Source organism: Paenibacillus sp. J22R160 (assembly GCF_059692135.1).
Genome location: NZ_JCAUAU010000005.1, coordinates 129,444 through 154,976, shown reverse-complemented (window position 1 = coordinate 154,976; position 25,533 = coordinate 129,444). Strand labels below are relative to the sequence as shown.

The following is a 25,533-nucleotide window of genomic DNA, read 5'->3' as shown; positions in this document are numbered from 1 at the left end:
TAGGAAAGGTGTAACCATGAAAATAAATCTTATGAAAATCTTGTTGACTGCTCTCATGTTTCTCATCGGTATCATCTTTTTGTTGCCTTTCATTTGGATGCTGTCCACATCGTTCAAACCGGAAATCGACGTATTTAATTTCCCCATTGAGTGGATCCCTCATAAATGGAGCATGATCGCCAATTACAAAGAAGTCTGGTTTGGGAAATATCCGTTTTCCTTGTATTATTGGAATACGATTAAAGTTAGCTTGCTAACAACGATTACCTCTGTTCTCGTTTCGAGCCTGGCAGCCTACGGGTTTTCCAAAATTCATTTCAAAGGCAGAGACTTCATCTTCCTGCTGGTTCTGATGTCGTACATGATTCCGCATTTCTCCATTATCGTTCCGCAGTTTATTGTGTTTAAATATTTAGGATTATTCAATACGCATATTGGGTTAATCTTACTCGGTTCCTTCAGTGCGTTTGGCACGTTCATGCTGCGTCAATTTTTCCTGAGTATCCATCATGAATTTATTGAATCAGCGAAAATAGATGGAGCCAATCATTTGAAAGTATTTACACATATTGCGATGCCGCTTGTGCGACCGTCGCTCGCGACTTATGCCATTTTAAGATTCATTTGGACATGGAATGATTATACGAACCCGCTCATTTTCTTGAAAACGGATAACATGGCAACTCTACAGTTAGCAATGAAGAAGTTTGCCAGCGTCAGCGGAGCCTATTATTCGTTGATGATGGCGGGGGCTGTGTCTGCGATTATTCCGTTGGTGATTATCTTTATTCTTGCTCAGAAGCAAGTGATTGAGGGTATATCAACAGGCGGAGTCAAAGGTTAGTAAGTACGATGGTAAAAAAAATATCATAAATGTATAAATAGTTCATTTTTTCTAATAATTCGCTGTGATAAATTAGGGTTGTGTAAGCGTGTGCAACATATCATGAGGGGGATAAAGGAATATGAAAACGAAAAAGGTCGCTGCAGGATTATCCATTTTGCTCGCAGCAGGCATGGCTGCTGGCTGTGGAAATGGAAATTCAGATACAAACCCAACACCAAAGGATGCATCATCCGCCGCACCAGCCAAGCAAGTTACGATTAAATATCATACTTGGACACCTGCCAAGGACTATGAAAATGTCGTGAAAACGTTCGAAGCCAAAAATCCCGGTATCAAAGTAGAAGTAAACACCGTTGTGGAGAATGATGCCACAGAGACGATGAAGAAGTTGGACATTCTTAGTGCTTCTGGCGAAGAAATGGACGTTATTGAATTGAATAGCATGGCTACTTATGCCAAGCGGGCTCAGACCAACTACGAACCATTGGATAGTTATTTAGCCAAAGAAGGTGTTAAATTCTCCGACGAATATAAGAGTGATATGTCATTAAATGGTAAGATTTATGCCCTGCCTGGCATTTTCCAACAGCAGTTAGTGATGCTGAACAAGGATTACTTGGATGAAGCTAAGCTGCCTGTGCCTAAGGATTGGACATGGGACGATTTCCAAGACTATGCAAAGAAGCTTACGAAGGGCGAAGGCGCGACGAAGCGGTATGGTACGCATTTCCATACATTCAAAGAGTTTTTCCGTTTGACCACGTTAAGCTTACCAGCGGATCAAGGACTTATGAAAGACGATGCTTCAGGACTGAATTTGGATAACCCTAACTTCAAGAAATCACTAGAGCTTATGAATCAATCGCAAAATGTGGATAAGACAGCAGCCTCCTATTCGGATGTCATCTCGCAGAAAATTCCGTATCGGAATCAGTATTTTGGTGGAAAAGCGGCAATGATCCCAATCGGTTCTTTCCTGGCTTCTGAGGCTGGTGGTACGGACAAGCTCCCAGTAACGTTCAAAACGGTGTTTGCACCCATCCCGAAAAATGCTAAAACCGATGATTTTTATTCCAATGGGGCTTCCAACCCACTCGTGATCTCCGCAACTTCCAAGCATAAGGAAGAAGCGTATAAGTTCTTGCGCTTCTTAACAACGGAAGGCATTCCGCTGAAAGCAAGCGGCGGCTTATCCTCTTGGAAGAAGAGTGATCTGAATAAAGAATTGGATGTTATTCTTAAACAATCCTTGAAACCAGAACTCATTGATAAAGAGTCACTTGTGTATACGCTGTCTGTTTCTAAATTTGGTAAAGCTCCTGTTGTACCTGATTATTTGGCTGAAGTGGAGAAGGCTTATGTCGCTGAAGCAGAGAAATATCTTCTTGGCAAGGCTGATATTAATTCGACCATGACTGCGCTTAAAACATCGCTACAGAAAATCGTAGATGCGAATAAGAAATAAACGGTTATGGAAAAAATTCAAGGGGAATGCCATTTGGCATTCTCCTTTTACCCTATATAATAAAGAAGGGAGGGTATGATGATTCGAACTTATAAACTTTCATGGAGAAAGAAGCTTATTCTCTCTTCTTTATTGTGTTTAATACTCCCAGCTTTCATCACATTGGGAGTTACCAACTACATCACGCAAGATATTATTAAGAATCAGGCTGAGGAAAAGGCGAATGAAAGTCTGAATGTGATTGATTTGTTCATTTCAAACATGAGCGGCAATATGATGTACTTTCTGAATTCGATCTTCTCGGATACCGAGATGGAAACACAATTCAAGGAAGTCTGGTATGGACTGAACGATACGGGTGCCATTGATGTGCTCAAGTATCGCCAGATTATTAATCGGCTGCAAAATATGTCGATTTCCGGTGAGGTTACGTATATTACGATCATCATGCCGGATGGATTTTCATTTACCAATTATCCGCCTAGTGACAACAACTCGACTTCTTTGTTTCAGTTAGATTGGCTAACGGAAATTAGGAATAAACCTGTGAATCAAACCTATTGGGCAGGCATTCAAGCCAATTATGTGAAACCGGATGCAGGTCTTACGCCGAGTTTACTTACCGTAGTTCGAAATTTCAAAGTCAGCAGTAAATTGCCACCTGGTCAAGTGCTCGTCAGCAGACCCATCAAACAGATCTCTCAAATATTTGAGAAATATGACCAAAGTCGCGATATCTTTTTGATGGATGCCAATGGTGTGCTATTATCACATCGAGATGAAAGTCTAATAGGAACCACGTTTCCTTATTTGCATCTTCTTTCAGATCGTAAAGAAGCCGATATCATAACGATCAACAATGTGAAATATCTAGCCAATAAGCATGATCTTAACTTCGCGGCATGGAAAATAGTTAGCTTAACACCTTTTAAGCAAGCCGCTGCCAAGTTCAGTTATTTATATCGGATTAACTTTATCGTTCAATGTACCTTTATGGTGATCTTCTCGGTGTTCTTATTTTTCCTAATCCGCCGATTTACGAAGCCGATTTTGAAATTAGATCGCGTTGCTGCTCATGTGGACTCTGGCAATTTGCTCGTGAGGTCGCGCATCCGCGGGGATGATGAAATCGGTCGATTAGGGCATTCTTTCGATAGTATGCTTGATAATATCCAGGAGATGATCAAACAGGTTACGTTGGAGCAACAACTCAAGCACAAAGCCGAAATCGATTTGCTGCAAGCGCAAATTAATCCTCACTTTTTGTTCAATATTCTCAATTCGATGCGAATTCGTATTGAAATGCGCGGTGATAAAGAAGGTGCTGAATTAATCAGTTCACTGTCCAATTTACTGCGAATGACGATTAATCGTAACAATGAATTTGTGTCGCTGAACGAAGAAGTACAGACGGTTCAGCACTATGTCAAATTAATGAATTTTAGGCATAAAGAGGGCATTGACCTCATTGTGAATTTAGAGACGGAGACACTACTAGAACAATTACCAAGGTTTACATTGCAGCCGATCATTGAAAATGCTTATATCCATGGTTTGAAACAAAAGCGCGGGCTTATCCTGATCGATTCCAAGCAATCCGAAGGGGGCTATGTCATTACCGTTGAAGATAATGGCATTGGGATGGCGGCCGAGCAATTGGCCGGCATTACGAACGTGCTATATGCCCGTTCCGAGCTAAAGCAAAGTGGTCTTCATCAATCCAAGGTATCCGGGATCGGTATGAAAAATGTGTATGATCGATTGAAGATCATGTGTGGATATTCCTTTGAGATGTCGATCCAATCCGAAGAAGGAAAGGGAACCATCATTACGTTATTTATTCCAAATGACTTGCAAGGGGCGAGGGCACATGTATAAGGTAATGCTGGTTGACGACGATTACTTAGTTCTATCCTATTTACAAGAAATTGTTCCGTGGGAACGGCTCGGTTTGCAATTGGTGGGAATGTATGAGGATGGCTTGGATGCTTACAAAGCCGCGAAAGAAAATCATCCAGATATTCTAATCACGGACATCGGTATGCCTGTCATGGATGGCTTAGAGTTAATTGGTCGCCTACAGGGAGAGCATAAGGAACTGCATGTAGTTATTCTTTCCTGCCACAATGATTTTCAGTATGCACAAAAGGCGGTTAAACTAAATGTACATGAATATGTACTGAAAGAGACCTTGAATGCAGAAACCATTGTGCCCCTCTTAACCAGGTTAATCGAATATGTGGACCAAGCTAGACATGATCGCGAACATTTGGAGCGGTTCAAACAAATAGCGGAGCAGCAGCATTTTATATACAAGGAAAAATTCATTCGTTCGGTACTGCACCAACACATCCTTAGCGATGAAGAGTGGCATAAGGCGGTACATGTTTGTGGGTTAAGTTCCTCGAATGTCGTACCCGTGACTTGCTTTGTGAATCAATTTCAGCAAACGTTAGCGCGGTTTCAATCGGACGATACGTTGAAATTTGCGATGGAAAATATTCTGAATGAAGTGGTTGAGGCTAGTGCTGCCATTGTGTTCCCCTATCAGGCGAATGAAACGATACTGTTATTTCCTTCGCATAATTCCTTGGTGATTAATGTGTTTCAGACCATTCGAGATACCCTGTCGTGTATCCAAAAAGCACTGATGAAATATCTGAAAGTGGATACATCGTTCATTATTGGAGACGTCATCTCTACGCCTGGCGAATTGAAGCGGCAACTAAAATTATTGACGCAAACAGCGGATCAACGTTTTTATTTGCGAAGCTTGGATGCTGTCAAACTAAAAGAGTTGTCGCCATCCTTCTCACAAGAGGATATATTCTCCCGCTATGCTGAAATCTCCGAAGCGTGCAAACGGCTTATTTTGGAGCAGGATGAGGATCATATTGGGCCGCAGTTGGACCAATGGTTCAAAATGATTTGCCAAGAACGCTATCAACCTGAAGATGTGAAAAGTTTTTTTCTGAAAATAATGATGGATTTACAGGTGAGATTGAGGTCTATTCAGCGCTTTCAATCCTTCTATGCGATGGAAATTTCTCATAAAAAAATGAATGTCACAGAAACGGTAGATGAGCTGAAACAGTGGATGTTTGAATATTTGCATGAGTGTGTGCATGTTATGAAACAAATGGCGAATCAATCACTTCGAGTCGAAATTGCGGAAGCACAGCGTTATGCGGAGATGAATTTGAATAAGAAAATAACGTTGGAAGAAATCGCAGATCGCTTGGAGCTCAATCCGAGTTATTTCAGTCGGCTTTTTAAGAAAGAGACAGGAGAAGGCTTTATTGAATTTGTAACTAGGCTGAAAATGAATAAGGCTAAAGAATGGCTGCTTGCATCGAATAAAACGATTGATGAACTATCGGAATTACTCGGTTATGAGAGCAAGAGCTACTTTGTTCGAACGTTTAAAAACCATGTAGGCGTTACGCCAGCTGAATATGTGAGAAATTAAAATTCCATTTCGCCAATGAACAGCTGTTTGGATTGAAAGTCTCTTTGTACGGAGAAAACAGCGACAGTCTATGGCTTTTTCTTTGCCCATAGCTGCCGCTGTTTGTTTAGGTGCCTTATTTTATGATAAGTTTCCCATTCTCCAGGAAAAGAACTCGATCACAAAGCGCCAGTACTCGGTCATCATGCGTTACCATAACCGCGCTCTTTCGTTGTTCCTTTACTTGCTTTGCGATCATACTTACTACATCGTGCCCTCGTGATGCATCTAAGCTTGCTGTTGGTTCATCTGCGAATAGGACAGCCGGGTCATTCATTAAGGCTCTTGCGATAGCGACCCGCTGACGTTCCCCCCCTGAAAGCTTCTCAGGATATGCCTTTCGACGATGAAGTAATCCCATCTTATCGAGTAACTCTTTTGCTCGTTTGGCTGCCTTCTCCCTGTCCATTCCGGCAAGCTGGGCTACTACCAGCAGCTGTTCTTCGACTTTCAGGTATGGAATTAAATGGGCGCTTTGAAAAATAAATCCGATTTGTCGAAGTCGCATTTCAGAAAGTTCTTGCTTGTTTTTACCGATGATCGATTCTCCATCGAGTAGAACATCCCCATTCGTTGGTTCAAGAAGTGCTCCTGCTATGGACAGAAATGTACTCTTTCCCGAGCCGGAAGGTCCCATTACCGCGACCAGTTCACCTTCGGCTACCTCAAGATTTAGCATATCCAAAATCGTTCTTTCGATACCGCCATCTTCAAAAGTCCGTATAATGTTCTGTAGTACAAGTCTGTTTCTCATGCTGCTGTCCTCCCAATCGCATCCAAAGCGTCAATTTTGGCGACCTTCCACACCGAAAATAGCGAACCGGCCAGAGACATTGCTACAAAGGATAAGCAAGTAAGTGCCAAGGTGGAGAAACCTAATTGAAATGGCATCGAACTTGGCAATACGGCCTCAAACAATTGTACCAGCAGAATGCTTATGACCAAACTACCGACCGATAAGACCAAAACCTGCATCGTTACACTCCTAGCTAAATAGGCAGTACGTGTACCGATGGCTTTCAAAATACCAAATTGACTGGTTTTCTGGATCGTGATGACATAAAAGAATACCGCCAGTACAAAGGCAGAAATAACAAACAAAAATACAATCATCATCATAAGAGAGCCTTGCTCTTCTTTGTAACCAGGAATCGCAGACACTGCCTCAGACTTCGTTATAACCTCTGTATTGGGCAGCATGGCCTGAAGATCCTTAACTTTTTCGTTCGAGTCTTTAATGGCAATCGCATTGTAAACTTGACTATCTGCTGAATTAGTTCCTTGACGAGAAAGTGTCTGCGCCTGGAGATTAAGCCAGTCCTGTTTATTAAGAAAAACAGCCGGTGTATGACTGAATGACTCATTTTTCACAAATCCATCTACAGTCCACTTTGTTCCCGAAGCTTGATCTTCAAGGATTGTGCCTATGTTGACTCCAGAAGCAGACAGCTTTTGATCAACGAGAACATGTCCTTTTCTCTGATCCGAGAGGGATGAACCTTCTGTTACTGTTGGAACTAGCCAGCCATCGAGATTGACCGCGAGAAGTGTAACGTCAATCTTCTCCGTACCATCAGATGGAATAACCGTTGTCATTTTCACACCAAGCGGCTCTGCATTCTCTATTCCTACGATTAAGCCAGCCTTTTCAAGCTGATTCTGATCGATCTGAGACCTAGTGAATCGGTGACTAGAATCCTGTTCCAAGACGAAATGAGTTGCAGCCATATTCTTAATGGAAGCCGCGTTATCATATGCAAGCCCCTGTGCAAGACCAGTGACAAACAGCACAAGAAATGAAACAAGCACCATAATTGTAGCGATTAACGTATACCGAGCCTTAGCAAACCTCATTTCTCGAATAGCTAAATACATTTTGCTTCCCTCCTTCATAATATCTAAAGTATAGGAAGTGAAAATGAACGGCGGATGAACAGCATGTTACAGCTGAGATTTCCATGAATTTCTTTTCCGAACGTAGGGCACTATTAACCTATCAATTTGTTTTTCCAAGAGAGACTATATTTCAGACCAGCCATATATGAATTGGGTTCGAATAGCTTGTTTGGCTAACAAGGAACGAGAGTTCACTAACAACAAGAGAAGGCAGCCGTACCCCGCTGGATCGGTTGTCTTCTCTTTTCTATTCCGGGCAGGATAACTTGGAAGAAAATAGAATATTTATTTGTAAGTTGGCCCTTGGAAACGATGGTTAAATCTGGTGGGTTAGAAAATTTGAATATTGAGGAGGGCATCGGCATGGACAAGAATTCTGTTTATAGAACAAACATTGTAGGCGGTAGTGAGGTTGTTGCCATCTCCGTTGACATGGATAAAGGTGCTATTCATGAAACAAACAGCCTATTTTGGAATACAAAAGGAAATGATGTTCTAGGAGCAACCGCACTTCCTTTTTATGGGGCGTTTGTCTCAGAAGAAAAATGCCAGTTTTTTAGCGAGGTTTCAGGAAAAAAGGTACTGGAGATAGGCTGTGGAAGCGGTGAATCTTTAAAGTATCTGGGAGAACGCAAAGCATCTGAACTTTGGGGTATGGATATATCAGAAAATCAAATCGAAAAGACAAGGCACCATTTGACGGCGTGCGGTCTTTCAGCCAAATTAATCTGTTCTCCCATGGAAGAAAAGTGTGGCATACCCGAGGACTATTTTGACTTTGTTTATTCGGTTTATGCCATAGGCTGGACCACCGACCTTGAGGGTACATTTTGCAGGATTGCTTCTTACCTAAAAAAAGACGGTGCATTTATTTTCAGCTGGTCCCACCCGATACACAAATGTGTTGTTGATGAAAATAATACGCTTGTTTTTAAAAAATGTTATTTCGATGAATCTTGGTATTCGTCATCTCTTGACGAAAGTACGTTAACATTATCGGACCGTACACTATCAACCTATGTGAATGCGTTGGCTAAAGCGGGCTTTTTCATTGAGCAAATGATTGAGCAGTCTGATGATGAAATTATTCAATCGCAGGGTAACAGCAAATTTGCAAAAAAAGCAAAGATGCTTCCTGTAACTTTTGTAATCAAAGCAAGAAAACGATAAAAGAAGAGTATAAGCATTCGATATCCAAACGATTACATTCATGCATAAATGAGGGACGATTGTTACTTTATTTTAGAAGTGAAAAAAAAGAAAGCTGCATAAACAGCTCTCGTTAAAGTATATTCCTTTTAAGTATTAAAGTCTCTTGGTTGAATGTGGTGGTAAATGTACTGCTGTATCAATTACTACAACAACACTTCCTTTTTTGTATCTTTGAATAACTACAGGAAATACCTTGCCACTTGGAGTAGTGTTTGTCAGCTTAATAGTTGAATTATTAGAAAGAGCGATATATGTTGCTCTTCCGTTAGCGAACGATCGTTTCCAAAGGCTGTTAAAATAGAGTATTTCATCTCTCATATCATGGACAGTATAATTTCTTGTTACTCTAGCTGCCATTGCGAGTCACATCCTTATAATGAAAGTTTTACTTTAACTTATATATGCAGGATATAAGATCATGGCTTGTCTATCTGTCCTAGTGAAACTAAAAATATATTGATATCGGAAATTTACCGTGTAATTACTCAGCCTCCGATTTCTTCCGCTGAAACCGTTTTAAGAACAACAAATTTCCCGCGATAACGATTCAAAATTTTAACAAGCATGGAGATTCCCCCTACAATGGGGATTGAACTAAACGGGCAGGTACGTTCGATCCCCGGCTACTGCAATCTTACGACCAAATAACAAAGAGGTCGACCAGAATGGAAAAAGCTTTTTCGATCGCCATTTTTATCAAAGGTATAATGGGTATAGACAACCATACTATCAAGATCAATAATTTGGCTAACTGTGTAAGCTTCTTCCAACCAATACATAAAGTAAATACAAGGGGCTATCTCAACGTAATTAAATTGATAGTAAAATTTGTATTCTGTAGCTAAATTCATTAACTAATCGAATTTTAGCTTTCCCTCTGGCGTAACGACGCGGCGGCAAGGCTGGCTCTTTCCCGGTCCATCGTTGGGCTAACGAAGCAACAGAGTGGAGGAGCAGGGAAGATAAGCGGTTTTTTTGAGGGGTTTTAAAATAGATTATGTAAAACTCTTCGCAAGCCCCCAACTTTTTATTGAGGGACGGCGAACGCGAACGTTAGCTCAATAGACAGAATTACGAAAGAAAGATTGTTACGATGAAAAATGATGATAATATTATTAGGCAAATAAATGAATTTTTGCCACATGGAGTAGCACTGGTTAGGGAAGTGCCAGTGTTACTCCACTGGTTAATTACAATATAGAGACATTAAGAAGGAGTGTAAGATAGACTGGCGCTAAATGATAGCTGGGTGATATCAGCTGCTGAGGGATCAGTCGACGCAAGCGTCCTTACACGAATACCAATACGATCACCTGCAGTAACTGTTAATATATCCGTGTTATTTAAATTCGTTGCGGTACGGAAAGTACCAGCTGTAATTTCATTATTTGGAAATCCAAATCTAACCGAACTAGTTAACGCAGTTGTCACGTAAGGTAAAGAAATATGATCAATCCCACTATTAGGAGCTGACGGTGCGCGGAATACTGTAAAATCATATTGAAGACCTAGTGTATTAATAGAAACCACAGATGTAACCAATAAATCTGCACTTATTTGTAAATTTTGAACGGTACCATTAAAGGGGATTGGGAAGGCAAAACCACCTGCATTTGGCGGCATAGTTGATTCTCCAGAACCATCGATAATTTCAGTAGCACTGCTACCAAAACCCATTAAAATCGGAGCAGCTGATACCACTGCAGTCCCATCAAGGATGATCCCCGTTGAAAATGGAATTAATCCCCCACCTCCTGGTCCCGTAGCTCCTGTTGCACCCGTAGCACCTGTAGCACCTGTTGCACCTGTTGCACCTGTTGCACCTGTTGCACCTGTTGGTCCTGTTGGTCCTGTTGGTCCTGTTGGTCCACCTGAAGGACCTGTAGGACCTGTAGCACCAGTATCACCTGTTGCTCCTGTTGCACCCGTTGCACCCGTTGCACCCGTTGCACCAGTATCACCAGTTGGTCCTGTTGCACCTGTTGCTCCTGTCGGACCACCTGAAGGACCTGTAGGACCTGTAGCACCAGTATCACCTGTTGCACCTGTTGCACCTGTTGCTCCTGCTGTTCCTGGAGCACCTGTTGCACCTGTTGCACCTGTTGCACCTGTTGCACCTGTTGCACCTGTTGCTCCTGCTGTTCCTGGAGCACCTGTTGCACCTGTTGCACCTGTTGCTCCTGCTGTTCCTGGAGCACCTGTCGCTCCTGTTGCACCTGTTGCTCCTGCTGCACCTGCTGTTCCTGGAGCACCTGTTGGACCTGTTGCACCTGTTGCTCCTGCTGTTCCTGGAGCTCCAGTTGCTCCTGCAGGTCCTTGAGGTCCTTCGGGTCCTTGAGGTCCTTCCTCTCCTTCGTCTCCAGCTTCTCCTTGTGGTCCTTGCGCCCCTGCAGGTCCTCTTGGTCCCGCCGGACCTTCAAATCCTCTTGGACCCGCTGGACCCGCAGGTCCTCTTGGTCCAGTTTCTCCTCCAGCCGGTCCTCTTGGTCCCGCAGGTCCTTCTGAGCCAGCTGGACCTTGTGGTCCCATTGGGCCAACCAGACCAGGAACCCCTTGTGCCCCCATTGCTCCAGCCGGTCCGGGAATTCCTTGCGGCCCTTGTGGTCCTATTGGTCCCTGAGGGCCGCCAGCTGGACCGGCAGGTCCTCTTGGTCCTTGAGGTCCCGGAGGGCCACCTGGTGTACCGGCAGGTCCTTGAGGTCCCGGAGGACCCATCTGTCCTTGAGGTCCCGGAGGGCCGCCGGCAGGACCAACAGGACCTTGAGGTCCCTGAGGGCCAACAACCGTCGGAGTTGTCACATTCACTTTAGGTGGGGGACATGATACCTGTACAATTTTTTTAATTACCCGAAGCCGACGCTTCTTTTTTTTTCCTTTCGGAGGGCAAACAATTACTGTTTTCTTTTTACACCGTTTCTTATTATCAAAGCAACTCAATAATGACACCTCCCTATAGAGATGGTTTATTGTACGTGAATACTTTTATTTCGGGATGGACTACTAGCCTTATTTAGCTAGACTAAGGACCATTTATGGAAAAAATAGGCATTCAAAAAGTGGGGGCTACCACAAGAAGTGGTGCTGAATATGTCTAGGATTCTTTGAGAAATTTCTATTGAGGTCTTAAAAGATAACTAAAAAAAAGAAGGACGCACTAACGTCCTCCTTAAGCACCGGAACACTCCCGGTGAGATCATGATTGCCGGAGTGAAACTCATTACTAAATACATGAGAAATATTTTCAATAGCTAAACACTTTACCTGCAAAGTAGTTTATACTTAGACAAGGAGGAGGTCGAAGACAATAAATGAATAGTTATTATTGTGCTCATTGCAATTTGTTGCATGCTAGATCTCTTTATCCAAATGCAATTATTTTCACATCTGGTTTTCATTGGAAGGAAGCAATTATTTATCAAGTCGGTGTATGCAAAAAGCAATTCATTGTACCGTTAGTTAATACTGCGATAAGCAACTCATTCCTGGTAAATCCGGAGTGAGTTTTTTATTTTATCGGATCTCCGTTGGTTTTTTAACGGTAAGTATTGCTTAATAAGGTTATTAACATTGTACTCTTGCAATTCCTAATGCCAAATGATGCCAGAGTATACTTTCAATACGATCAGCTTGGTTATCTTCACATTCCACGATTAAAATAACCTCCCCGAATTTCCCTCGTAGAAGTCGCTTGTGCTTTTTTAGTACTTTAAATATAAAAAAATCTATAAGAAATCCCAATAAAAATCCTCCTATTGCTCCAATAAGTCCCCAGTAAATCGGCCCCCATTGTAATTTAAAGCCAACACTTGCTCCAACGACAGAAAATGCCGTGCCCAATGCTGCTCCCGTGCTTATCAGGGAGACCCCATCCGAGTTATGAATGGAGTCAAAAATTCTTCGTTCTACTTTTCGATTGGTTAAAGGGACAGCAAAAATGTTTTCTTTGGCCACACTGTTTTTTTCCAACTCATTGATGGCTAACTCTAAATAAGTTGAATGCTCAAAGGTGGAATAAATTTGCAGCATTAGCTCACCACCCTCCCCTTTTTAACCCTGAATCTCACATTCTGATAATTTTTAACAAGAAAATCTTGTTGTTCTTTCTCGAATAATTTGTTATTTTCTACGGTGTTGATATAGGAGTCGAAAATAGAAAACCCCCACATGGAAGGCATAAATAACAGCCATTGTTTGTCCAATATTTCTGATGCATTTTGAATTTTGCCATAGAAAAGAAGCTGGACGGCTTCGAGCAAATGTGAAAAATACAAGAAGACAATTGTCCAAGTAAGAGAGAAAAATGCTACTATAATACGGTGAATATGCAATTGCCCAAGTCCTGGCATAAATATCGACCAAAAAACAGACATGAGTGGACTACGTTTGTCCAAATAATTGATTTCGAGTGATCCTAGACTGAAAGAATTAAAAGGAGCGTTTTCTCGTTCAGCGAGCAAATACACCTTGTTCATGTCTACCGCTGTCCGATAACTGTCCCAAATGGCAAATATATAAACGGGAATATACATTAACAACCATCTGGAATCCAAAGTTTGTTTAGCTAGCTCAATTTGTCCACAAAATGAATGAATCATGGCTACATTGATTTTAGCATTATAATTAACAACCACTTCCCAAATGAAAAGGACAAATCCGCGTAAGTATTTACTTAACAGAAGGTGTCCAAAGCCAGGAAAAGCTGCCGACCACCAAGCAATAATGTACGGATTTCGCAAATGAAATTGGGTTGTCCCAAAGATACTTACATGTGCTTTGAAACGCCGATACTTGTTATCTAAGTTTTTAAAGTTATCCATGAAAGTGCCCTCATTGTAGTGTTTTAAGATGATGCAAAAGTAGTGTTTCCAATTCGTGTAAATTTTAACGAATAATTGTATTATGTTTTTTTAGCCTTATTTCTTATCATGCTTGTTAAAATCATAGATAAAAGATTATCTAAACCAATATTAGCCTTAAAAATCCATCCTAAAGAAAACAGGTGCTATCCTTATAGAGGAAAGCACCTGCTCCTTTAATTCTCATTTTTTGTATGTTAAGGTTTCGCAACCTCTAAATAAAGTGTAACAGGTGCTAAATGCTGGACACTAAAAAACCATGGAGTTTGTCGGATCAAATTAATTGAATCTCTCCCAAAGGAAGATTTAGAGCAAGTTGATCAAATGGCACCCAGTACAAATATTATTTCTATACCTAAGGGTACTTTAGTACAAACACCAGAAGTTAATAGTAATGGTTTGTCTATTGTTATTGAAGGAAGACTTCGATTGTTTAAAACAAATGCTGATGGAAAGCAATATACCGTAGGTATACTAGGGACAGGAAGTATGTATGGAGAAAGTAATTCATACTCATTTGGAACCAATGGGAATTATATGGAAACCATGGAGGATACCATTATTTGCTCCGTTATTCAAGAGAAATTCGACCAATTTTTGAGCATGCGTCCTGAACTCACTTTAAAACTCTTAGAGGAGTTGAGCAATCGATTACGTGACAGGGATGAAGTATTGGAACGACTGGCGTTAAGTGATCTTCGTGGTAAAGTTCTTTTTTTTCTCACTAAACTATCTAAAAAATTCGGTGTAGAAGAAAATGGGTATCAACGAATAGAAATGCCCCTGACCCATCAGGAATTGGCAAATATGATTGGTGCTACTAGAGAATCAGTGTCGCTTGTTTTACAAGAGTTTTCCAATGAAGGTGTTATTATTACTGGTAGAAAATCGATCATGGTTCAGCTAGAGATGGCGAAAGAACGATTGGAAATTGCATAGGTTTTGTCAAACTGCAGCTTTCTAGGCTTTGATTGGCTCCGGTTTCTTCACCTTCCCGATGAACAATGCTAAAGGTAAGGCTAGAATACTTATAATTGCAGTGATTAAAAATACATCATTAATACTCATCGTGAAAGTCATTTGACCGAGATGAATCTTATTGGTATCTCCGACACTCATCAGTTCTATTCCGTGGCTTAATGACCGTGTAGCAAGTAAAGACGTAAAGATGGCAATTGCAAAGGAGCCCATAACGTTACGCGTCCAATTCATAATGGAGGCAGCATGTCCAGAAAGCTCTCTTGGAATAAGCTCCATAGCTGAATTACTTGCTGGAATCATGATAAGAGCAACACCTATATTGCGAAGTGTCATCATTAAGACAATGTACGTATGTGATACATTGATACTAAACCAGCTAAGCGTTAAAGTACCTAAAGCTAAGAAAATAACTCCTACAGACATGAGCCAGCGCGGGCCTACTCTTCCATATAATTTACCGGCAAGAGGCATAACTAAAGCCATGACAAACGACGATGGAAGAAGAAGCAAGCCTATATCCATGGCAGTGACTCCTTGCACTTTTTGCAGAAATACTGGCGCCAGAAGCGTTCCAGCATAAAGACTGATTGTTAGTATGTTCGTAATAATTAAGCTAAGAGTGTAACGTCCATTGCGGAATACTCGAATATTAAGCAGCGGAGTTTTCGTGGAAAGCTCACGGACGATGAACAAAATTAAGGAAATACCCCCAATGATGAAAAGACCTACGACTTTGCTTGATCCCCATCCCCAACTATGACCTTGACCAAATGCCAGCCGGATTTCTTACCACTTGTCTTTTTATTATTCCTGAAATTCAAACCAACCCCTTCCTTCCACCATTTCAAAGTAAATTTCCCGAAATCATTGCACAAGGGATGCACTTATTTGCCTTTACCTTTTCTGAAATAATTACATTTGGTTTTTTAATGTCAAGAGTAAAAGAACCAAAAAAAATTTTTCCAAGCTCTGTGATTGCCATCATTATGTCAGGGCTTTATATGATTACAATTACTTATATGACTCTTGGTTCCTTAGGGTTCAATTATATAAAGATTTCAACATTTCCATTTTTCACAACCATTCAGTTGGTGAAATTCGGAGAATATTTGGAGAGAATTGAAGTCATACTTATCGGAATATGGACGTTTCTTACCTTAATCTACATCGTTGTTATGCAATATGTGTTCACGCTTGTACTAGGAAACATTTTTAATATAAAGAAAAAAACCCCCTTTGTCTTTGTTGTCGGTTTGCTATTTTTTGCGCATGCCAGTAGAAGCTTTATTCGAACGGCGGATCACTTCACATATGGAAGTAACATTTTCCCTATTTCATCACTGCTCCCATGTATCATCTTTCCGATCCTATTAGCGATATTTACAAAGATCAAAAGGATCAGTAAAAAACCAATATGAAGTACATAACAATACAACTACATATGAGATTTTCTGCTCAATAGAAAGGAGGGTGTCTCAAAAGCCATGAAGTTGGCGGAGGACACCCTTCAAGTTTTGACTGTAAGTTGTAACTCATGTGTAACTTAGATTACGGAAAGAGGATTTTGCATGTGATAAGATGATCGTATAAATGAGAGGGAGGTAAAATACAACTAAAAGAGCCACTTACATTAAACCAACCAATGTAACTGGTGTAAGATTACCGTTAGGGCAAATACAGCAAATTTCCTTTATTGGAATTGTCTTAGAGAATATATAGCTAAGTTTGATAAAATAGCATGTTATGTTATTTAAATTATTCTTATTTCGAAAGTGAGGATTCAATATGAACAAGAGCGAACTACAACAACGCCGCATTGAATCGGCAATTAACTATTTCCGTTACGTCGACAACGGAGACCCAAGCTTAGTATCTCTTTTCAAAGAGGAGGCCGTGCTTTATTTTCCGAAATTAGGGATGGCGCAGGGCAAGGATGAAATTGGATTGCTTGCCCAAGGTTTCGCTTCCGAGATCCTTGAGATTGAACACGACATTGAAAACTTTAATATCATGCCAAGCGGCGATTTCGTGGTCATTGAGGGCCAGGTAAAAGGTGTAACACATTCAGGAGGTGCCTTCCCCGATAACGTGTATTCCCATGGTCGCTTTTGTAACGTCTTCGAGTTTGATGGCTATCTCATTAATCGTTTGAACATCTACGAAGATCCCGATTTCAACAGTGCGGATGCTTCACGCGTAGAGTGGGCTAAAAAGGTGCACGACTCCATTTCGCAACACAAAGCTGTATAGAAAAGGGATATCCAACAAATATATGAAGCCTCTCAGACTCTATGAATTGAGTGAGAGGCTTCTTTTCAATCCGGATCGACATTATGCAAAATCTGGCAAAGCGTCAGAATTGCCTCATGAATTTGCGCTTCTGGCAGGGTTGCAAAGCCGATTCGCAGACGGTTTCTCTCGGGATTTCCTGAATAGAAGAAAGAGCCTGGTAAGTATAAAACGCCTTGGCGTTCGGCCTCGACAAACAACGCGTCCGTGTTAACGCCAACTGTCGATGACAGCCAAAAAAAGGGACCGGCAGCCGGGGGCATCCAGGTCCAACCGGAGGGGGCGTAACGCTTCAAAAGTTGATGAATCTCGTCACGTCTCTTTTTTAATTGGCCACGGACCTTGTAGAAATGTTCATTCATGTTCTGTTCCAACAGGTGTAGCAAAATGCGCTGGTTATATAAAGGGGTAGATAAATCGGTCACTGCTTTTGCATGGAGTAAGCGTTGGTACACAGAACCTCTTGCCGCGATTACGGATAAACGGAGTCCCGGTGCGATTGATTTGCTAAATCCCTTCATATAGATCACATGTCCGGTTCGATCCAAGCTAAAAAGGGAGCGCGGTGGCAGATCCTCGAAGTAAAGTTCCTCCCAAGGATCATCTTCCACAATCAGGGTGTTATAGCTCTGGGCGATTTCCAGCAAAGTCATACGTTTTTGAATCGACATGACGCTACCTGTCGGGTTTTGGCCTGTGGGCAGTGTGTAAATCATTTTCGGAGGATGAATGTCGCACAACTGCTGAAGAATATCGAGTCTCATGCCTGTATGGTCTGTAGGAATGGGAATCAGGGTGGCACCACGCGATCGAAAAGCATCCAAAGCACCTGGATATGTAGGAGATTCAACTGCGACAAGATCCCCAGGTCCAAGAAACGTTCGTGCGACGAGATCAATGGCTTGTTGGGTTCCCGTTGTAATCAACAGCTCCGATGCTGTGAGCGCAGAACTCTTGTGCTGGAAAACAGAAGCAAGCTTGGCACGCAACGCTTCGTCTCCTGCGGCAGGTGCATAATCACCAATCGACGATCGATCGGATGAAGCATGTTGAAGTGCCCGTTGAAAGTGTTGAATGGGTAAGAGTTCCTCCGTATTTAGTTTGATCCTGTGTAAGGGGTATTTCGCATCTTTGCGATTAACAGCCCCTACATGCCGGAACATCGACCTTCCTAAATAGTCGGGAATCGCCAGCTGCCAATCATACGAAGGCTTTGGGCTGATTTCCTCTAAAATCTCGTTTTTTTCCGAACTGGGAATTCGGACGAACGTGCCTTTGCCGTGATGTCGCTGTGCATATCCAGTTGCTTCTAACTTCCCGTAAGCAAGGACCGCAGTCATCAAACTAACCCCAATGTCGCGGCTTAATTCTCGCACGGATGGAAGAGGATCGCCTTCTTGATACAAGCCTGAACGGATGCGCTCTGCCAAGGCCAATTGAATTTGTTCGGCCAGTGGAACACGTGATTTACGATCTAACGAAATATTCATCTCCATCCTCACTCCTTCATGCCAACTGTTATAACATGTCGTTTACTGTTCTAGCAAGTCTGTGTTTTGATAGTGGTGAATCTAAGACCTACAGGATGGGAGCAAATGAAGATGATGATCGCGTACTTGGCTATGTGTTTGATTTTCGGGACGACTTTTCTGTCGATCAAGATTGGAATAGAAGGAGGAATGCCTCCTTTTTTCTTTGCGGGCGCTCGTTTTCTCCTCGCAGGGGTCATTATTTTGTTCTTGCTTGGGGGAGCTAAATCACTCAAGCAACTGACCAGGCAACAAGTGAAAGAGATCGCCCTCGGAGGGTTGGGATTGACAGGGATTCAGTTTGGGGCTGTGTATTGGGCAGAACAGTATTTGACCTCTGGAACAGTAGCGATACTGGCAGGTACAAGCCCGATTTTTACAACGTTGCTGGCAATGTGGACAGGTCAAAAAAAAAGAAGCATACATCTTATAATCGGAATTGCACTTGGCTTTTTAGGCGCGTACTTAGTCGCAACAGGTACTAGCCATGAGACGTCAAATGGAGAACAGAAACTAGCTTATGTGGGGATCGCATTGGTTTTGTGCGTGAAGTTTATATATGCGCTTGCACTGACTCGGTTTCAAAAGCATACACACTCTGTACCTTCCATGACCAGTAATGGTTTGCAGATGGTAATAGGTGGTTTGTTTTTACTGTTGCTCTCTCTCTGTTTTGAGCATGTGGCGCCAAGTGAGTATTCCCCAGCAGCTTACGGGGCTCTAGCGTACTTGATCGTTTTTGGTTCCGTAGTAGGCTACTCCATTTTTTATTGGTTACTTCGTGTCACGAACACCGTCTTTCCTACCACATTTACGTTTGTTTCACCGGTGATCGCGATGTATGTAGGAGTGCTGTTCATGAACGAAGAACTCACCTTTGCGATGGAAATAGGGGCGGGTAGTGTCATTTCCAGCGTGGTGTTTTTGAATTGGGGGTTACGGAGGAACTCCAAACGCTTGCAGATTGATATGATCAAGAGTGATAGATAAGCAGTTCATCAGCTTTTCTTCCAATGGGAGACTTTCAATTTTTGTTTACGCCGGATCAAGCACCTGCTATTAAAGAGAAAGCCATTCAGCAAGCTCGTGAATTAGCTCGAAAGTTTTAATAACAAGGATTTCATAACTAATAAGGCAACCAGTATTTCAATGGTTGCTTTTTTCGTTGCGCCTGCCATTGCCCGTTGCTGGACGTTTGGAAAACACGCAGATCATTTTAAATTAATCAATTTTTTTTGATTAAGTGATTGACTTCGAGTTTTATTGGTGGTAAATTTAGGGGAGTTCATTAAATCAAAAAAAATTGATTTATAATCAAGGAGGGATTACTATGAATATAGACTTATACTCGATGGAATGCCAGATGTTTCAACGCAAAGCAGAAATCGAAAAGGCTGCCGGCATTGCATGGCAAGAGGGTAGCATGGAAAGGAATCAGCTTCAAATATTCAAAGCGATGATTTCTTTGCTGAAAACTGTAGCTAATACTCAAGCACATGTTCAAACTCAAGCAGCTTGCTGCAATTGCTGCTAACATCCTAAGAAGGTGAAAACAATGTTTAAAGAAATACCAATCACACCAGCCAATGAACCAAAAGTATCCTTAAAAGAATACGAATCCAAATTTAAAGCACTTGCTGACGAAAAGCGACTACAAATCATGTATGAACTCACTCAGCGTGGGAACACCTGTGTATGCGATCTTACAGAGATCGTCGATATGCCTCAGTCCAAGCTTTCGTATCATTTGAAGATTCTATTGGATGCGGGCATGATTATGAAGGAAACGCGCGGCACCTGGAGTTACTACGAGATTAATCAAACAGAAGTTAGTCGGATCCTCTCCGAGCAGTTATGCTGCATTTTTAAGCCTGCCCGGAATGATGGCAAAAATTGTTGCTAAATTTTTTTAATCATTAAATCAAAATTATTTGATTTAATGGAGGGGTACTCATGAAAAAGAAGTTGCTTGCAGAATTTACTGGCACCTATTTTTTGGTCTTTGCTGGCCCAGGCTCAATGGTTATTGACGACATCACCAAAAGCATTACGCACGTCGGGGGTGCCTTGACTTTTGGGCTTGTCGTCATGGCTCTCATCTATACGTTTGGGCATATATCCGGTGCTCATTTTAATCCCGCGGTTACAATCGGTTTTATGGTGCGAGGCGATATGACGGCAAGAAATAGCCTTTATTATATCGTCATACAGTTTGCCGCAGCTACTGCCGCGAGTTACACGCTTTATTTGTTATTTGGAAATATCGCGAATCTAGGTGCCACACTCCCGAATTCAACAGAGGGGCAATCATTTGTTTTTGAATTCATTTTAACGTTTGTCCTTATGATGGTGATTTTAGGATCGGCCGTACACGTTAAAGCAATCAAAAGCTTCGGTGGTATGGCAATCGGAGGCACAGTTGGACTCATGGCGATGTTTGCAGGTCCGATAAGCGGAGCCTCCATGAACCCGGCACGGTCGTTGGGAGCGGCTATCATTTCCGGCGTAACGCAACATTTATGGTTGTATTTAGTGGCAACCGTCCTTGGAGCTATAACTGCTTCACTGACATATAAACTATTACATGAATAAGGAGAGTAGATAAAAATGGAAAAGAAACTGGTGTATTTTCTTTGTACAGGAAACTCCTGCAGAAGCCAAATGGCAGACGGGTTTCTAAAAGGAGGGACTGAATTAGAAATCATGGCCAAATTCCGAGAAGTTCGAGATTCGATTTTTAACCGCATAGAGCGATTTGTGAAAGAGGGGGAATAAAAATGATTAAAAGAATGCATGTGGCATTAAACTGTAGCAATCTCCAGAAATCCATTGATTTTTACCAAGCTTTTTTTGGCACTGCACCGGCCAAAGTCAAAGACAATTATGCCAAGTTCGAGCTTGAAGATCCAGCATTACACTTTTCATTAAACGTACGCCCATTTGAGAAAAAGGGGGTTCTCAACCATCTGGGATTTCAGGTAAATGACACCAAAGAAGTGTTGGCGATAGGAGAGAGGCTCCGCCAGTCGGGACTCCTGTTGATTGACGAAATGAATACAACTTGCTGCTATGCAGTTCAAGATAAAGTCTGGGTTTATGATCCTGACGGAAATGCATGGGAAATTTTTCATACGAAAGAGGACTCGGAATTTGAAAGCGCAGGAGAATCAAGCGATATATCACTTTGCTGTGCTCCAGTTAAAACAACCTCAGCAGAGGCGTGCTGTACGCCCGGACCGACTACAATTGAATTAGGTTCATTAAAGAAAAACAGTAGTGATACACGAACTTGTTGCTAAACTTTACTTTGCACGCTAATACAGCGGCTGCCTGGGCAAACTAGGCAGCCGTATTTTGATAAAATAAACGCATCTTATAAAGAACTTGGATTATCTTATTTTGAAAATTTGGTGGTACCGTCAGGTAAAACAGCATCCTTATCAACAGTTAAATAACGGGCAAGAAGCAAAATCAATTTTGCTTTGAGGGAACTCATATTGTACCACTCTCCCAATGATAAGATTTATTGTAACTCCCACAGTGACATAGGAATCTAAACATACAAAAATAACACACTAAAAACAAAAATCACCTTCTTTCGAGAATGAAATGAAAACGGATACAATGGGGGTATGGTTAAAATATGAGGATGGGGGGAGGGTGGATGGCTTGCTCTCCTTCTTTTTAGTACATCCATTAATAATTCAATAACTGCCCAATTATTTTTCAAAATAAGGGGTCTTCTGGAACAGTATTTATAATACCTTGTACTATACACCGAAAATTGTCTCGTTGAGTATAGTAATGGTGTTGGACAAGCTTTAATAAATTACAAACAGCTTTTTCATAACAGGAGGGGAAAAGTTACGATATTTCCATTTAAAACGGCGCTTAATGCGTCAACCTTGTTTCCTTTCAATTTAGAGGTCAAAGATCAGGTTCAAATTGCTGCCGAATCCGGCTATGAAGGTGTGGAACTGTGGGTGAGAGATCTGAATGCTTATTTAGCAAACGGAGGCTCGATCAAACAATTGAAGAGGTACATCTCGGACACAGGTATAACGCTTGTTAATGCGATCTCTTTTTTTGCATGGTCGGATGAAAATGAAGAGGTAAGAAAATTGGCGTTCGTGCAAGCGGAGAAGGAAATGGCGATGTTAGCGGAACTAGGATGCGTTGCAATAGCCGCTCCCCCCTTCGGAAACGTGCAACGTGTTTCCCTTGAAAGCATGGCGGAAAGTTTTTCCAAGCTTGCGGAATTAGCCCGACGCAATGGGATCAAGTCGTATTTAGAATTTTGGGGCAGGTCTCCGAAATTATCCCGTTTAAGCGAAGCCTTGTATGTGGCGATGGAAAGTGGCGTGCCTGATGCCCAAATTTTGCTGGATCCGTTTCATATGTATACGGGCGGAAGCCGTATAGAAAGCCTTACCTACGTGAACGGGGAGCGGATTGGCATTGTGCATGTGAACGATTATCCCGAAATGCCGGCAAGAGATGTGATATCAGACCGGGATAGAGTGCTTCCTGCCGCAGGCTGTGCGCCTTCGCAACAACTTGCACACACGCTATACGATATCGGATATAGAGGCTATTTGTCGTTGGAATTGTTCGTTGAAGATTGGGGTACGAAGAGCCCATTGGGTGTTGCTAAGCTCGGATTGGAATCGATAACCAATACTTATCAAATTAAAGGTTGATTGTAGACCTTTTACTAAACTTTAGCGGAGGGATGTTACATGGAAAAAGTTCGTTTCTTAATGATTGGCGTAGGTGGTATGGGAAGAGAGCACATTCGAAGATTGCTTCAATTACCGGAATCAGAAATTGTAGCGTTGGCAGATCCTTCCGTTGCAGCAGTTGAACAAGTGAAGGAAAGATTTCCCGAGTTGAGGAGTGTAGCGGTGTATTCGGACTACCGGGAGGCTATCTCACAGGCAAATGCCGATGCTGCCATTATTGTTTCGCCTCATAGCATGCACTATGAACAAGGGATAGCATGCTTGGACGGCGGATTGCATGTACTGATGGAAAAGCCCTTTGTCGATGGCTCCGAAAACGCGGAATCTATTATTGCCCATGCAGCAATTGTCAACAAGCATCTAGCCGTTGCTTACCAGCGTCACCTGATGGGTCCGTATATCTATATGCACGACTTGATACAAAGCGGGGAGCTTGGAAAGATCAATTACATTTGTGCTTATCAGGCACAAAGTTGGTTAAAAGGTACAACAGGTACGTGGAGGCAAAACCCTGCATTATCCTGCGGCGGGCAGTTGAATGATTCCGGAAGCCATCTCCTTGACGTTGTGCTTTGGGTTACCGCTCTTGAACCGGAAAGTGTGACTGCTTTCATTGACAACCGTGGAACACAAGTTGATATTGACTCAGCCGTCACCGTTCGATTCAGAGAAGGTGCACTTGCGACTTTCAATGTTGTGGGAAGCGCCAGTATAGGTTGGCATGAGGACGTGTCTATTCACTGCGAGAAGGGAACTGTATTGTTCCGCAATAATAACATATTCGTTGCTAAGGAAGGTCAAAGAGAAGTTGTTGAAGTATTGGAAGATCTCCCGGAGTCCAGTGATCCCAACCGTGATTTTATTGATCTCATTCTTGGAAGAGTGAATGAAGCTGCTGCGCCGTCTAGCTGCGGATTAAAAATTGCGCGTTTAACGGAAGCAGCCTGGAAGAGCGCGGCTAATGGTGGTCAAGTTATCCATCTATAATCAAAACTTCCGAGCGTTTTAGTTAAGGAGTGATGGTTTTGAAAACGATTACAATTAGAAATGAAGGGTCCCGTGTGAGTGTAGCAATGGAGGATGTCCTCATGCCTGTTGTGACTGGCCCGGAGGACGTAGTCATACGTGTGCTCTGCGTTGGAATCGATGGAACTGACCGGGAAATCATCATTGACAATTTTGCCAGATACCCAAACGGTAAGTCGGAAATGGTTATTGGGCACGAACTGCTAGGTATTGTCGCGGAATCAGGCGTGGAATCTGGATTTTCCCCGGGAGATCTTGTAACGGCATTGGTAAGAAGACCATGCGGCGAAGAAGAATGCGCTAATTGCCGTAACGAACGGCAAGACTTTTGTCAAACCGGCAATTATACAGAGCGTGGAATTGCTAGGGCTGATGGCTTTCTATGTGAGTATGTTGTAGAAAATGCTAAATACGTCGTTAGAGTTCCCAAGGATTGCATATCTTATGGAGTTTTGGTAGAACCGCAAAGCATTGTAGAGAAGGTATGGAATCAGACGATGATGATTCAAAAGCGCATGATTTGGGAACCTCGAACGGTCTTAATTACAGGCTCTGGTCCGTTGGGCATTTTGGCGGCTTTGACATGCAGAACTCTTGGACTTGATACGTATGTATGGTCCAAATCGGACTCCGAGAGTATGAATGCGGGTATCATCCGCAGCATCGGAGGGCATTACCAGCAAGCTGAATCCTCCACCGAGGGAACATTTATTTCAGGATTGACGGAATACTTGAAGCTATTGGGCAAAAGTTTCGATATGATTTGGGAATGTAGTGGGCATGCCCCTCTTGGGTATGAAGCAATTCCCTTGCTCAACAATAACGGGATCCTAGCGCTTCTTGGAGTTACCACGGGCAACGGCCGCTTAGACCTGCCTAGTGATCATACGTATCGGGAAATGGTTATTAAAAATAAATGTGTCATCGGATCCGTTAACGCGTCGCATCATGATTTTGAAAGTGCCATCCATCGCCTTCGTAACATTGATAAACAATATCAAGGCATGCTCGGGATGCTCCAAACAAACCGGATGTCCATTGAAGACGTGCCGAATATCGATTTTGCCAATATTAAAATTAAAGCAGTTGTTGATCTGATTCCCCCTATTCAATGGACTTCATTACTGAATGAGCTTACTATGAATCATCTTCATAACAGACTATCCGAGGAGGATGTATGAC

Annotated in this window: 24 protein-coding genes and 1 pseudogene; 17 read left to right on the top strand and 8 right to left on the bottom strand. The window is 42.2% G+C overall.

Annotated elements, in window-relative coordinates; genetic code table 11:
* The first annotated feature begins 31 nt into the window (after nt 1–31).
* The 4 genes from AC58UW_RS14440 (at nt 32) to AC58UW_RS14425 (ending at nt 5,781) form a co-directional block, all read left to right on the top strand.
* On the top strand, nt 32–844 hold the full coding sequence (locus tag AC58UW_RS14440) for a carbohydrate ABC transporter permease (RefSeq protein WP_497421335.1): 813 nt from the start codon (nt 32–34) through the stop codon (nt 842–844).
* Between the two features lie 121 nt (nt 845–965).
* Nucleotides 966–2,312: an ABC transporter substrate-binding protein gene (locus tag AC58UW_RS14435; protein WP_497421334.1), complete on the top strand. Its 1,347-nt coding sequence runs from the start codon at nt 966–968 to the stop codon at nt 2,310–2,312.
* Nucleotides 2,313–2,390: 78 nt separating this feature from the next.
* Nucleotides 2,391–4,190 (top strand): cache domain-containing sensor histidine kinase, encoded by a 1,800-nt coding sequence (locus AC58UW_RS14430; protein ID WP_497421333.1) that lies wholly within the window; start codon nt 2,391–2,393, stop codon nt 4,188–4,190.
* Nucleotides 4,183–5,781, top strand: a complete 1,599-nt coding sequence (locus AC58UW_RS14425) for a response regulator transcription factor (RefSeq protein WP_497421332.1) — start codon at nt 4,183–4,185, stop codon at nt 5,779–5,781. Before AC58UW_RS14430 ends, AC58UW_RS14425 begins: the two co-directional genes overlap by 8 nt.
* Nucleotides 5,782–5,896: 115 nt before the next feature.
* Here AC58UW_RS14425 and AC58UW_RS14420 read toward each other — a convergent pair whose 3' ends face one another.
* Complete coding sequence (locus AC58UW_RS14420; protein WP_497421331.1) at nt 5,897–6,574, bottom strand: ABC transporter ATP-binding protein; 678 nt, start codon at nt 6,572–6,574, stop codon at nt 5,897–5,899.
* The gene (locus tag AC58UW_RS14415; RefSeq protein WP_497421330.1) at nt 6,571–7,695 is read right to left on the bottom strand and encodes an ABC transporter permease; all 1,125 of its coding nucleotides are present in this window, start codon (nt 7,693–7,695) and stop codon (nt 6,571–6,573) included. Before AC58UW_RS14415 ends, AC58UW_RS14420 begins: the two co-directional genes overlap by 4 nt.
* A 384-nt stretch (nt 7,696–8,079) precedes the next feature.
* On the opposite strand from AC58UW_RS14415, the gene AC58UW_RS14410 reads away from it, so the two are divergent.
* Complete coding sequence (locus AC58UW_RS14410; protein WP_497421524.1) at nt 8,080–8,886, top strand: class I SAM-dependent methyltransferase; 807 nt, start codon at nt 8,080–8,082, stop codon at nt 8,884–8,886.
* A gap of 135 nt (nt 8,887–9,021) precedes the next feature.
* On the opposite strand, the gene AC58UW_RS14405 is transcribed toward AC58UW_RS14410, so the two are convergent.
* The 4 genes from AC58UW_RS14405 to AC58UW_RS14390 all read right to left on the bottom strand — a co-directional run bounded on the left by AC58UW_RS14405 (nt 9,022) and on the right by AC58UW_RS14390 (nt 13,745).
* The gene (locus tag AC58UW_RS14405) at nt 9,022–9,285 is read right to left on the bottom strand and encodes a hypothetical protein (RefSeq protein ID WP_497421329.1); all 264 of its coding nucleotides are present in this window, start codon (nt 9,283–9,285) and stop codon (nt 9,022–9,024) included.
* Between the two features lie 849 nt (nt 9,286–10,134).
* The gene (locus AC58UW_RS14400) at nt 10,135–11,733 is read right to left on the bottom strand and encodes a hypothetical protein (RefSeq protein ID WP_497421328.1); all 1,599 of its coding nucleotides are present in this window, start codon (nt 11,731–11,733) and stop codon (nt 10,135–10,137) included.
* A gap of 756 nt (nt 11,734–12,489) precedes the next feature.
* Nucleotides 12,490–12,951 carry a hypothetical protein gene (locus AC58UW_RS14395; protein ID WP_497421523.1) on the bottom strand — a complete coding sequence of 154 codons (462 nt, stop codon included), beginning with the start codon at nt 12,949–12,951 and terminating at the stop codon, nt 12,490–12,492.
* 2 nt (nt 12,952–12,953) lie between these two features.
* Nucleotides 12,954–13,745 carry a hypothetical protein gene (locus AC58UW_RS14390; RefSeq protein ID WP_497421327.1) on the bottom strand — a complete coding sequence of 264 codons (792 nt, stop codon included), beginning with the start codon at nt 13,743–13,745 and terminating at the stop codon, nt 12,954–12,956.
* A gap of 363 nt (nt 13,746–14,108) precedes the next feature.
* On the opposite strand from AC58UW_RS14390, the gene AC58UW_RS14385 reads away from it, so the two are divergent.
* Nucleotides 14,109–14,723, top strand: a complete 615-nt coding sequence (locus AC58UW_RS14385; protein ID WP_497421326.1) for a Crp/Fnr family transcriptional regulator — start codon at nt 14,109–14,111, stop codon at nt 14,721–14,723.
* 21 nt (nt 14,724–14,744) lie between these two features.
* Here the strand turns inward: AC58UW_RS14385 and AC58UW_RS14380 are convergent, their stop codons facing one another.
* Entirely contained in the window at nt 14,745–15,470 is a 726-nt protein-coding gene (locus AC58UW_RS14380; RefSeq protein WP_497421522.1) for an MFS transporter, read from the bottom strand.
* 32 nt (nt 15,471–15,502) lie between these two features.
* Between AC58UW_RS14380 and AC58UW_RS14375 the strand changes: the two genes are divergently transcribed.
* Both AC58UW_RS14375 and AC58UW_RS14370 read left to right on the top strand, forming a co-directional pair.
* Nucleotides 15,503–16,183 (top strand): GerAB/ArcD/ProY family transporter, encoded by a 681-nt coding sequence (locus AC58UW_RS14375; RefSeq protein WP_497421325.1) that lies wholly within the window; start codon nt 15,503–15,505, stop codon nt 16,181–16,183.
* A 367-nt stretch (nt 16,184–16,550) separates the two neighbouring features.
* Complete coding sequence (locus AC58UW_RS14370) at nt 16,551–17,015, top strand: nuclear transport factor 2 family protein (protein WP_497421324.1); 465 nt, start codon at nt 16,551–16,553, stop codon at nt 17,013–17,015.
* Nucleotides 17,016–17,080: 65 nt separating this feature from the next.
* Here AC58UW_RS14370 and AC58UW_RS14365 read toward each other — a convergent pair whose 3' ends face one another.
* On the bottom strand, nt 17,081–18,544 hold the full coding sequence (locus tag AC58UW_RS14365; RefSeq protein ID WP_497421323.1) for an aminotransferase-like domain-containing protein: 1,464 nt from the start codon (nt 18,542–18,544) through the stop codon (nt 17,081–17,083).
* 105 nt (nt 18,545–18,649) lie between these two features.
* On the opposite strand from AC58UW_RS14365, the gene AC58UW_RS14360 reads away from it, so the two are divergent.
* The 9 genes and pseudogenes from AC58UW_RS14360 to AC58UW_RS14320 all read left to right on the top strand — a co-directional run bounded on the left by AC58UW_RS14360 (nt 18,650) and on the right by AC58UW_RS14320 (nt 25,532).
* Nucleotides 18,650–19,573: a DMT family transporter gene (locus AC58UW_RS14360; protein ID WP_497421322.1), complete on the top strand. Its 924-nt coding sequence runs from the start codon at nt 18,650–18,652 to the stop codon at nt 19,571–19,573.
* A 340-nt stretch (nt 19,574–19,913) separates the two neighbouring features.
* Nucleotides 19,914–20,117: a hypothetical protein gene (locus tag AC58UW_RS14355; protein ID WP_497421321.1), complete on the top strand. Its 204-nt coding sequence runs from the start codon at nt 19,914–19,916 to the stop codon at nt 20,115–20,117.
* A 21-nt stretch (nt 20,118–20,138) separates the two neighbouring features.
* Nucleotides 20,139–20,486 carry an ArsR/SmtB family transcription factor gene (locus tag AC58UW_RS14350; protein WP_497421320.1) on the top strand — a complete coding sequence of 116 codons (348 nt, stop codon included), beginning with the start codon at nt 20,139–20,141 and terminating at the stop codon, nt 20,484–20,486.
* Nucleotides 20,487–20,536: 50 nt separating this feature from the next.
* Nucleotides 20,537–21,175 carry an MIP/aquaporin family protein gene (locus AC58UW_RS14345; RefSeq protein ID WP_497421319.1) on the top strand — a complete coding sequence of 213 codons (639 nt, stop codon included), beginning with the start codon at nt 20,537–20,539 and terminating at the stop codon, nt 21,173–21,175.
* Nucleotides 21,176–21,190: 15 nt separating this feature from the next.
* Nucleotides 21,191–21,265 (top strand): annotated as a pseudogene (locus AC58UW_RS14340) (arsenate reductase/protein-tyrosine-phosphatase family protein); the annotation flags it as partial.
* 98 nt (nt 21,266–21,363) lie between these two features.
* The gene (locus AC58UW_RS14335) at nt 21,364–21,882 is read left to right on the top strand and encodes an ArsI/CadI family heavy metal resistance metalloenzyme (protein ID WP_497421521.1); all 519 of its coding nucleotides are present in this window, start codon (nt 21,364–21,366) and stop codon (nt 21,880–21,882) included.
* A 606-nt stretch (nt 21,883–22,488) separates the two neighbouring features.
* Nucleotides 22,489–23,283, top strand: coding sequence for a sugar phosphate isomerase/epimerase family protein (locus tag AC58UW_RS14330; RefSeq protein ID WP_497421318.1), 795 nt, complete (start codon nt 22,489–22,491; stop codon nt 23,281–23,283).
* A gap of 39 nt (nt 23,284–23,322) precedes the next feature.
* Complete coding sequence (locus tag AC58UW_RS14325) at nt 23,323–24,312, top strand: Gfo/Idh/MocA family protein (RefSeq protein ID WP_497421317.1); 990 nt, start codon at nt 23,323–23,325, stop codon at nt 24,310–24,312.
* A gap of 38 nt (nt 24,313–24,350) precedes the next feature.
* Nucleotides 24,351–25,532, top strand: a complete 1,182-nt coding sequence (locus tag AC58UW_RS14320; RefSeq protein WP_497421316.1) for a glucose 1-dehydrogenase — start codon at nt 24,351–24,353, stop codon at nt 25,530–25,532.
* The last annotated feature ends 1 nt before the right edge of the window (nt 25,533 follow it).

Coding starts and splice junctions, on each gene's coding strand:
- AC58UW_RS14440 (WP_497421335.1), top strand. CDS start 32: ATGAAAATCTTGTTGACTGCTCTCATGTTTCTCATCGGTATCATCTTT.
- AC58UW_RS14385 (WP_497421326.1), top strand. CDS start 14,109: ATGGCACCCAGTACAAATATTATTTCTATACCTAAGGGTACTTTAGTA.
- AC58UW_RS14430 (WP_497421333.1), top strand. CDS start 2,391: ATGATTCGAACTTATAAACTTTCATGGAGAAAGAAGCTTATTCTCTCT.
- AC58UW_RS14325 (WP_497421317.1), top strand. CDS start 23,323: ATGGAAAAAGTTCGTTTCTTAATGATTGGCGTAGGTGGTATGGGAAGA.
- AC58UW_RS14410 (WP_497421524.1), top strand. CDS start 8,080: ATGGACAAGAATTCTGTTTATAGAACAAACATTGTAGGCGGTAGTGAG.
- AC58UW_RS14345 (WP_497421319.1), top strand. CDS start 20,537: ATGAAAAAGAAGTTGCTTGCAGAATTTACTGGCACCTATTTTTTGGTC.
- AC58UW_RS14355 (WP_497421321.1), top strand. CDS start 19,914: ATGAATATAGACTTATACTCGATGGAATGCCAGATGTTTCAACGCAAA.
- AC58UW_RS14435 (WP_497421334.1), top strand. CDS start 966: ATGAAAACGAAAAAGGTCGCTGCAGGATTATCCATTTTGCTCGCAGCA.
- AC58UW_RS14370 (WP_497421324.1), top strand. CDS start 16,551: ATGAACAAGAGCGAACTACAACAACGCCGCATTGAATCGGCAATTAAC.
- AC58UW_RS14390 (WP_497421327.1), bottom strand. CDS start 13,745: ATGGATAACTTTAAAAACTTAGATAACAAGTATCGGCGTTTCAAAGCA.
- AC58UW_RS14405 (WP_497421329.1), bottom strand. CDS start 9,285: ATGGCAGCTAGAGTAACAAGAAATTATACTGTCCATGATATGAGAGAT.
- AC58UW_RS14365 (WP_497421323.1), bottom strand. CDS start 18,544: ATGAATATTTCGTTAGATCGTAAATCACGTGTTCCACTGGCCGAACAA.
- AC58UW_RS14425 (WP_497421332.1), top strand. CDS start 4,183: ATGTATAAGGTAATGCTGGTTGACGACGATTACTTAGTTCTATCCTAT.
- AC58UW_RS14360 (WP_497421322.1), top strand. CDS start 18,650: ATGAAGATGATGATCGCGTACTTGGCTATGTGTTTGATTTTCGGGACG.
- AC58UW_RS14350 (WP_497421320.1), top strand. CDS start 20,139: ATGTTTAAAGAAATACCAATCACACCAGCCAATGAACCAAAAGTATCC.
- AC58UW_RS14420 (WP_497421331.1), bottom strand. CDS start 6,574: ATGAGAAACAGACTTGTACTACAGAACATTATACGGACTTTTGAAGAT.
- AC58UW_RS14415 (WP_497421330.1), bottom strand. CDS start 7,695: ATGTATTTAGCTATTCGAGAAATGAGGTTTGCTAAGGCTCGGTATACG.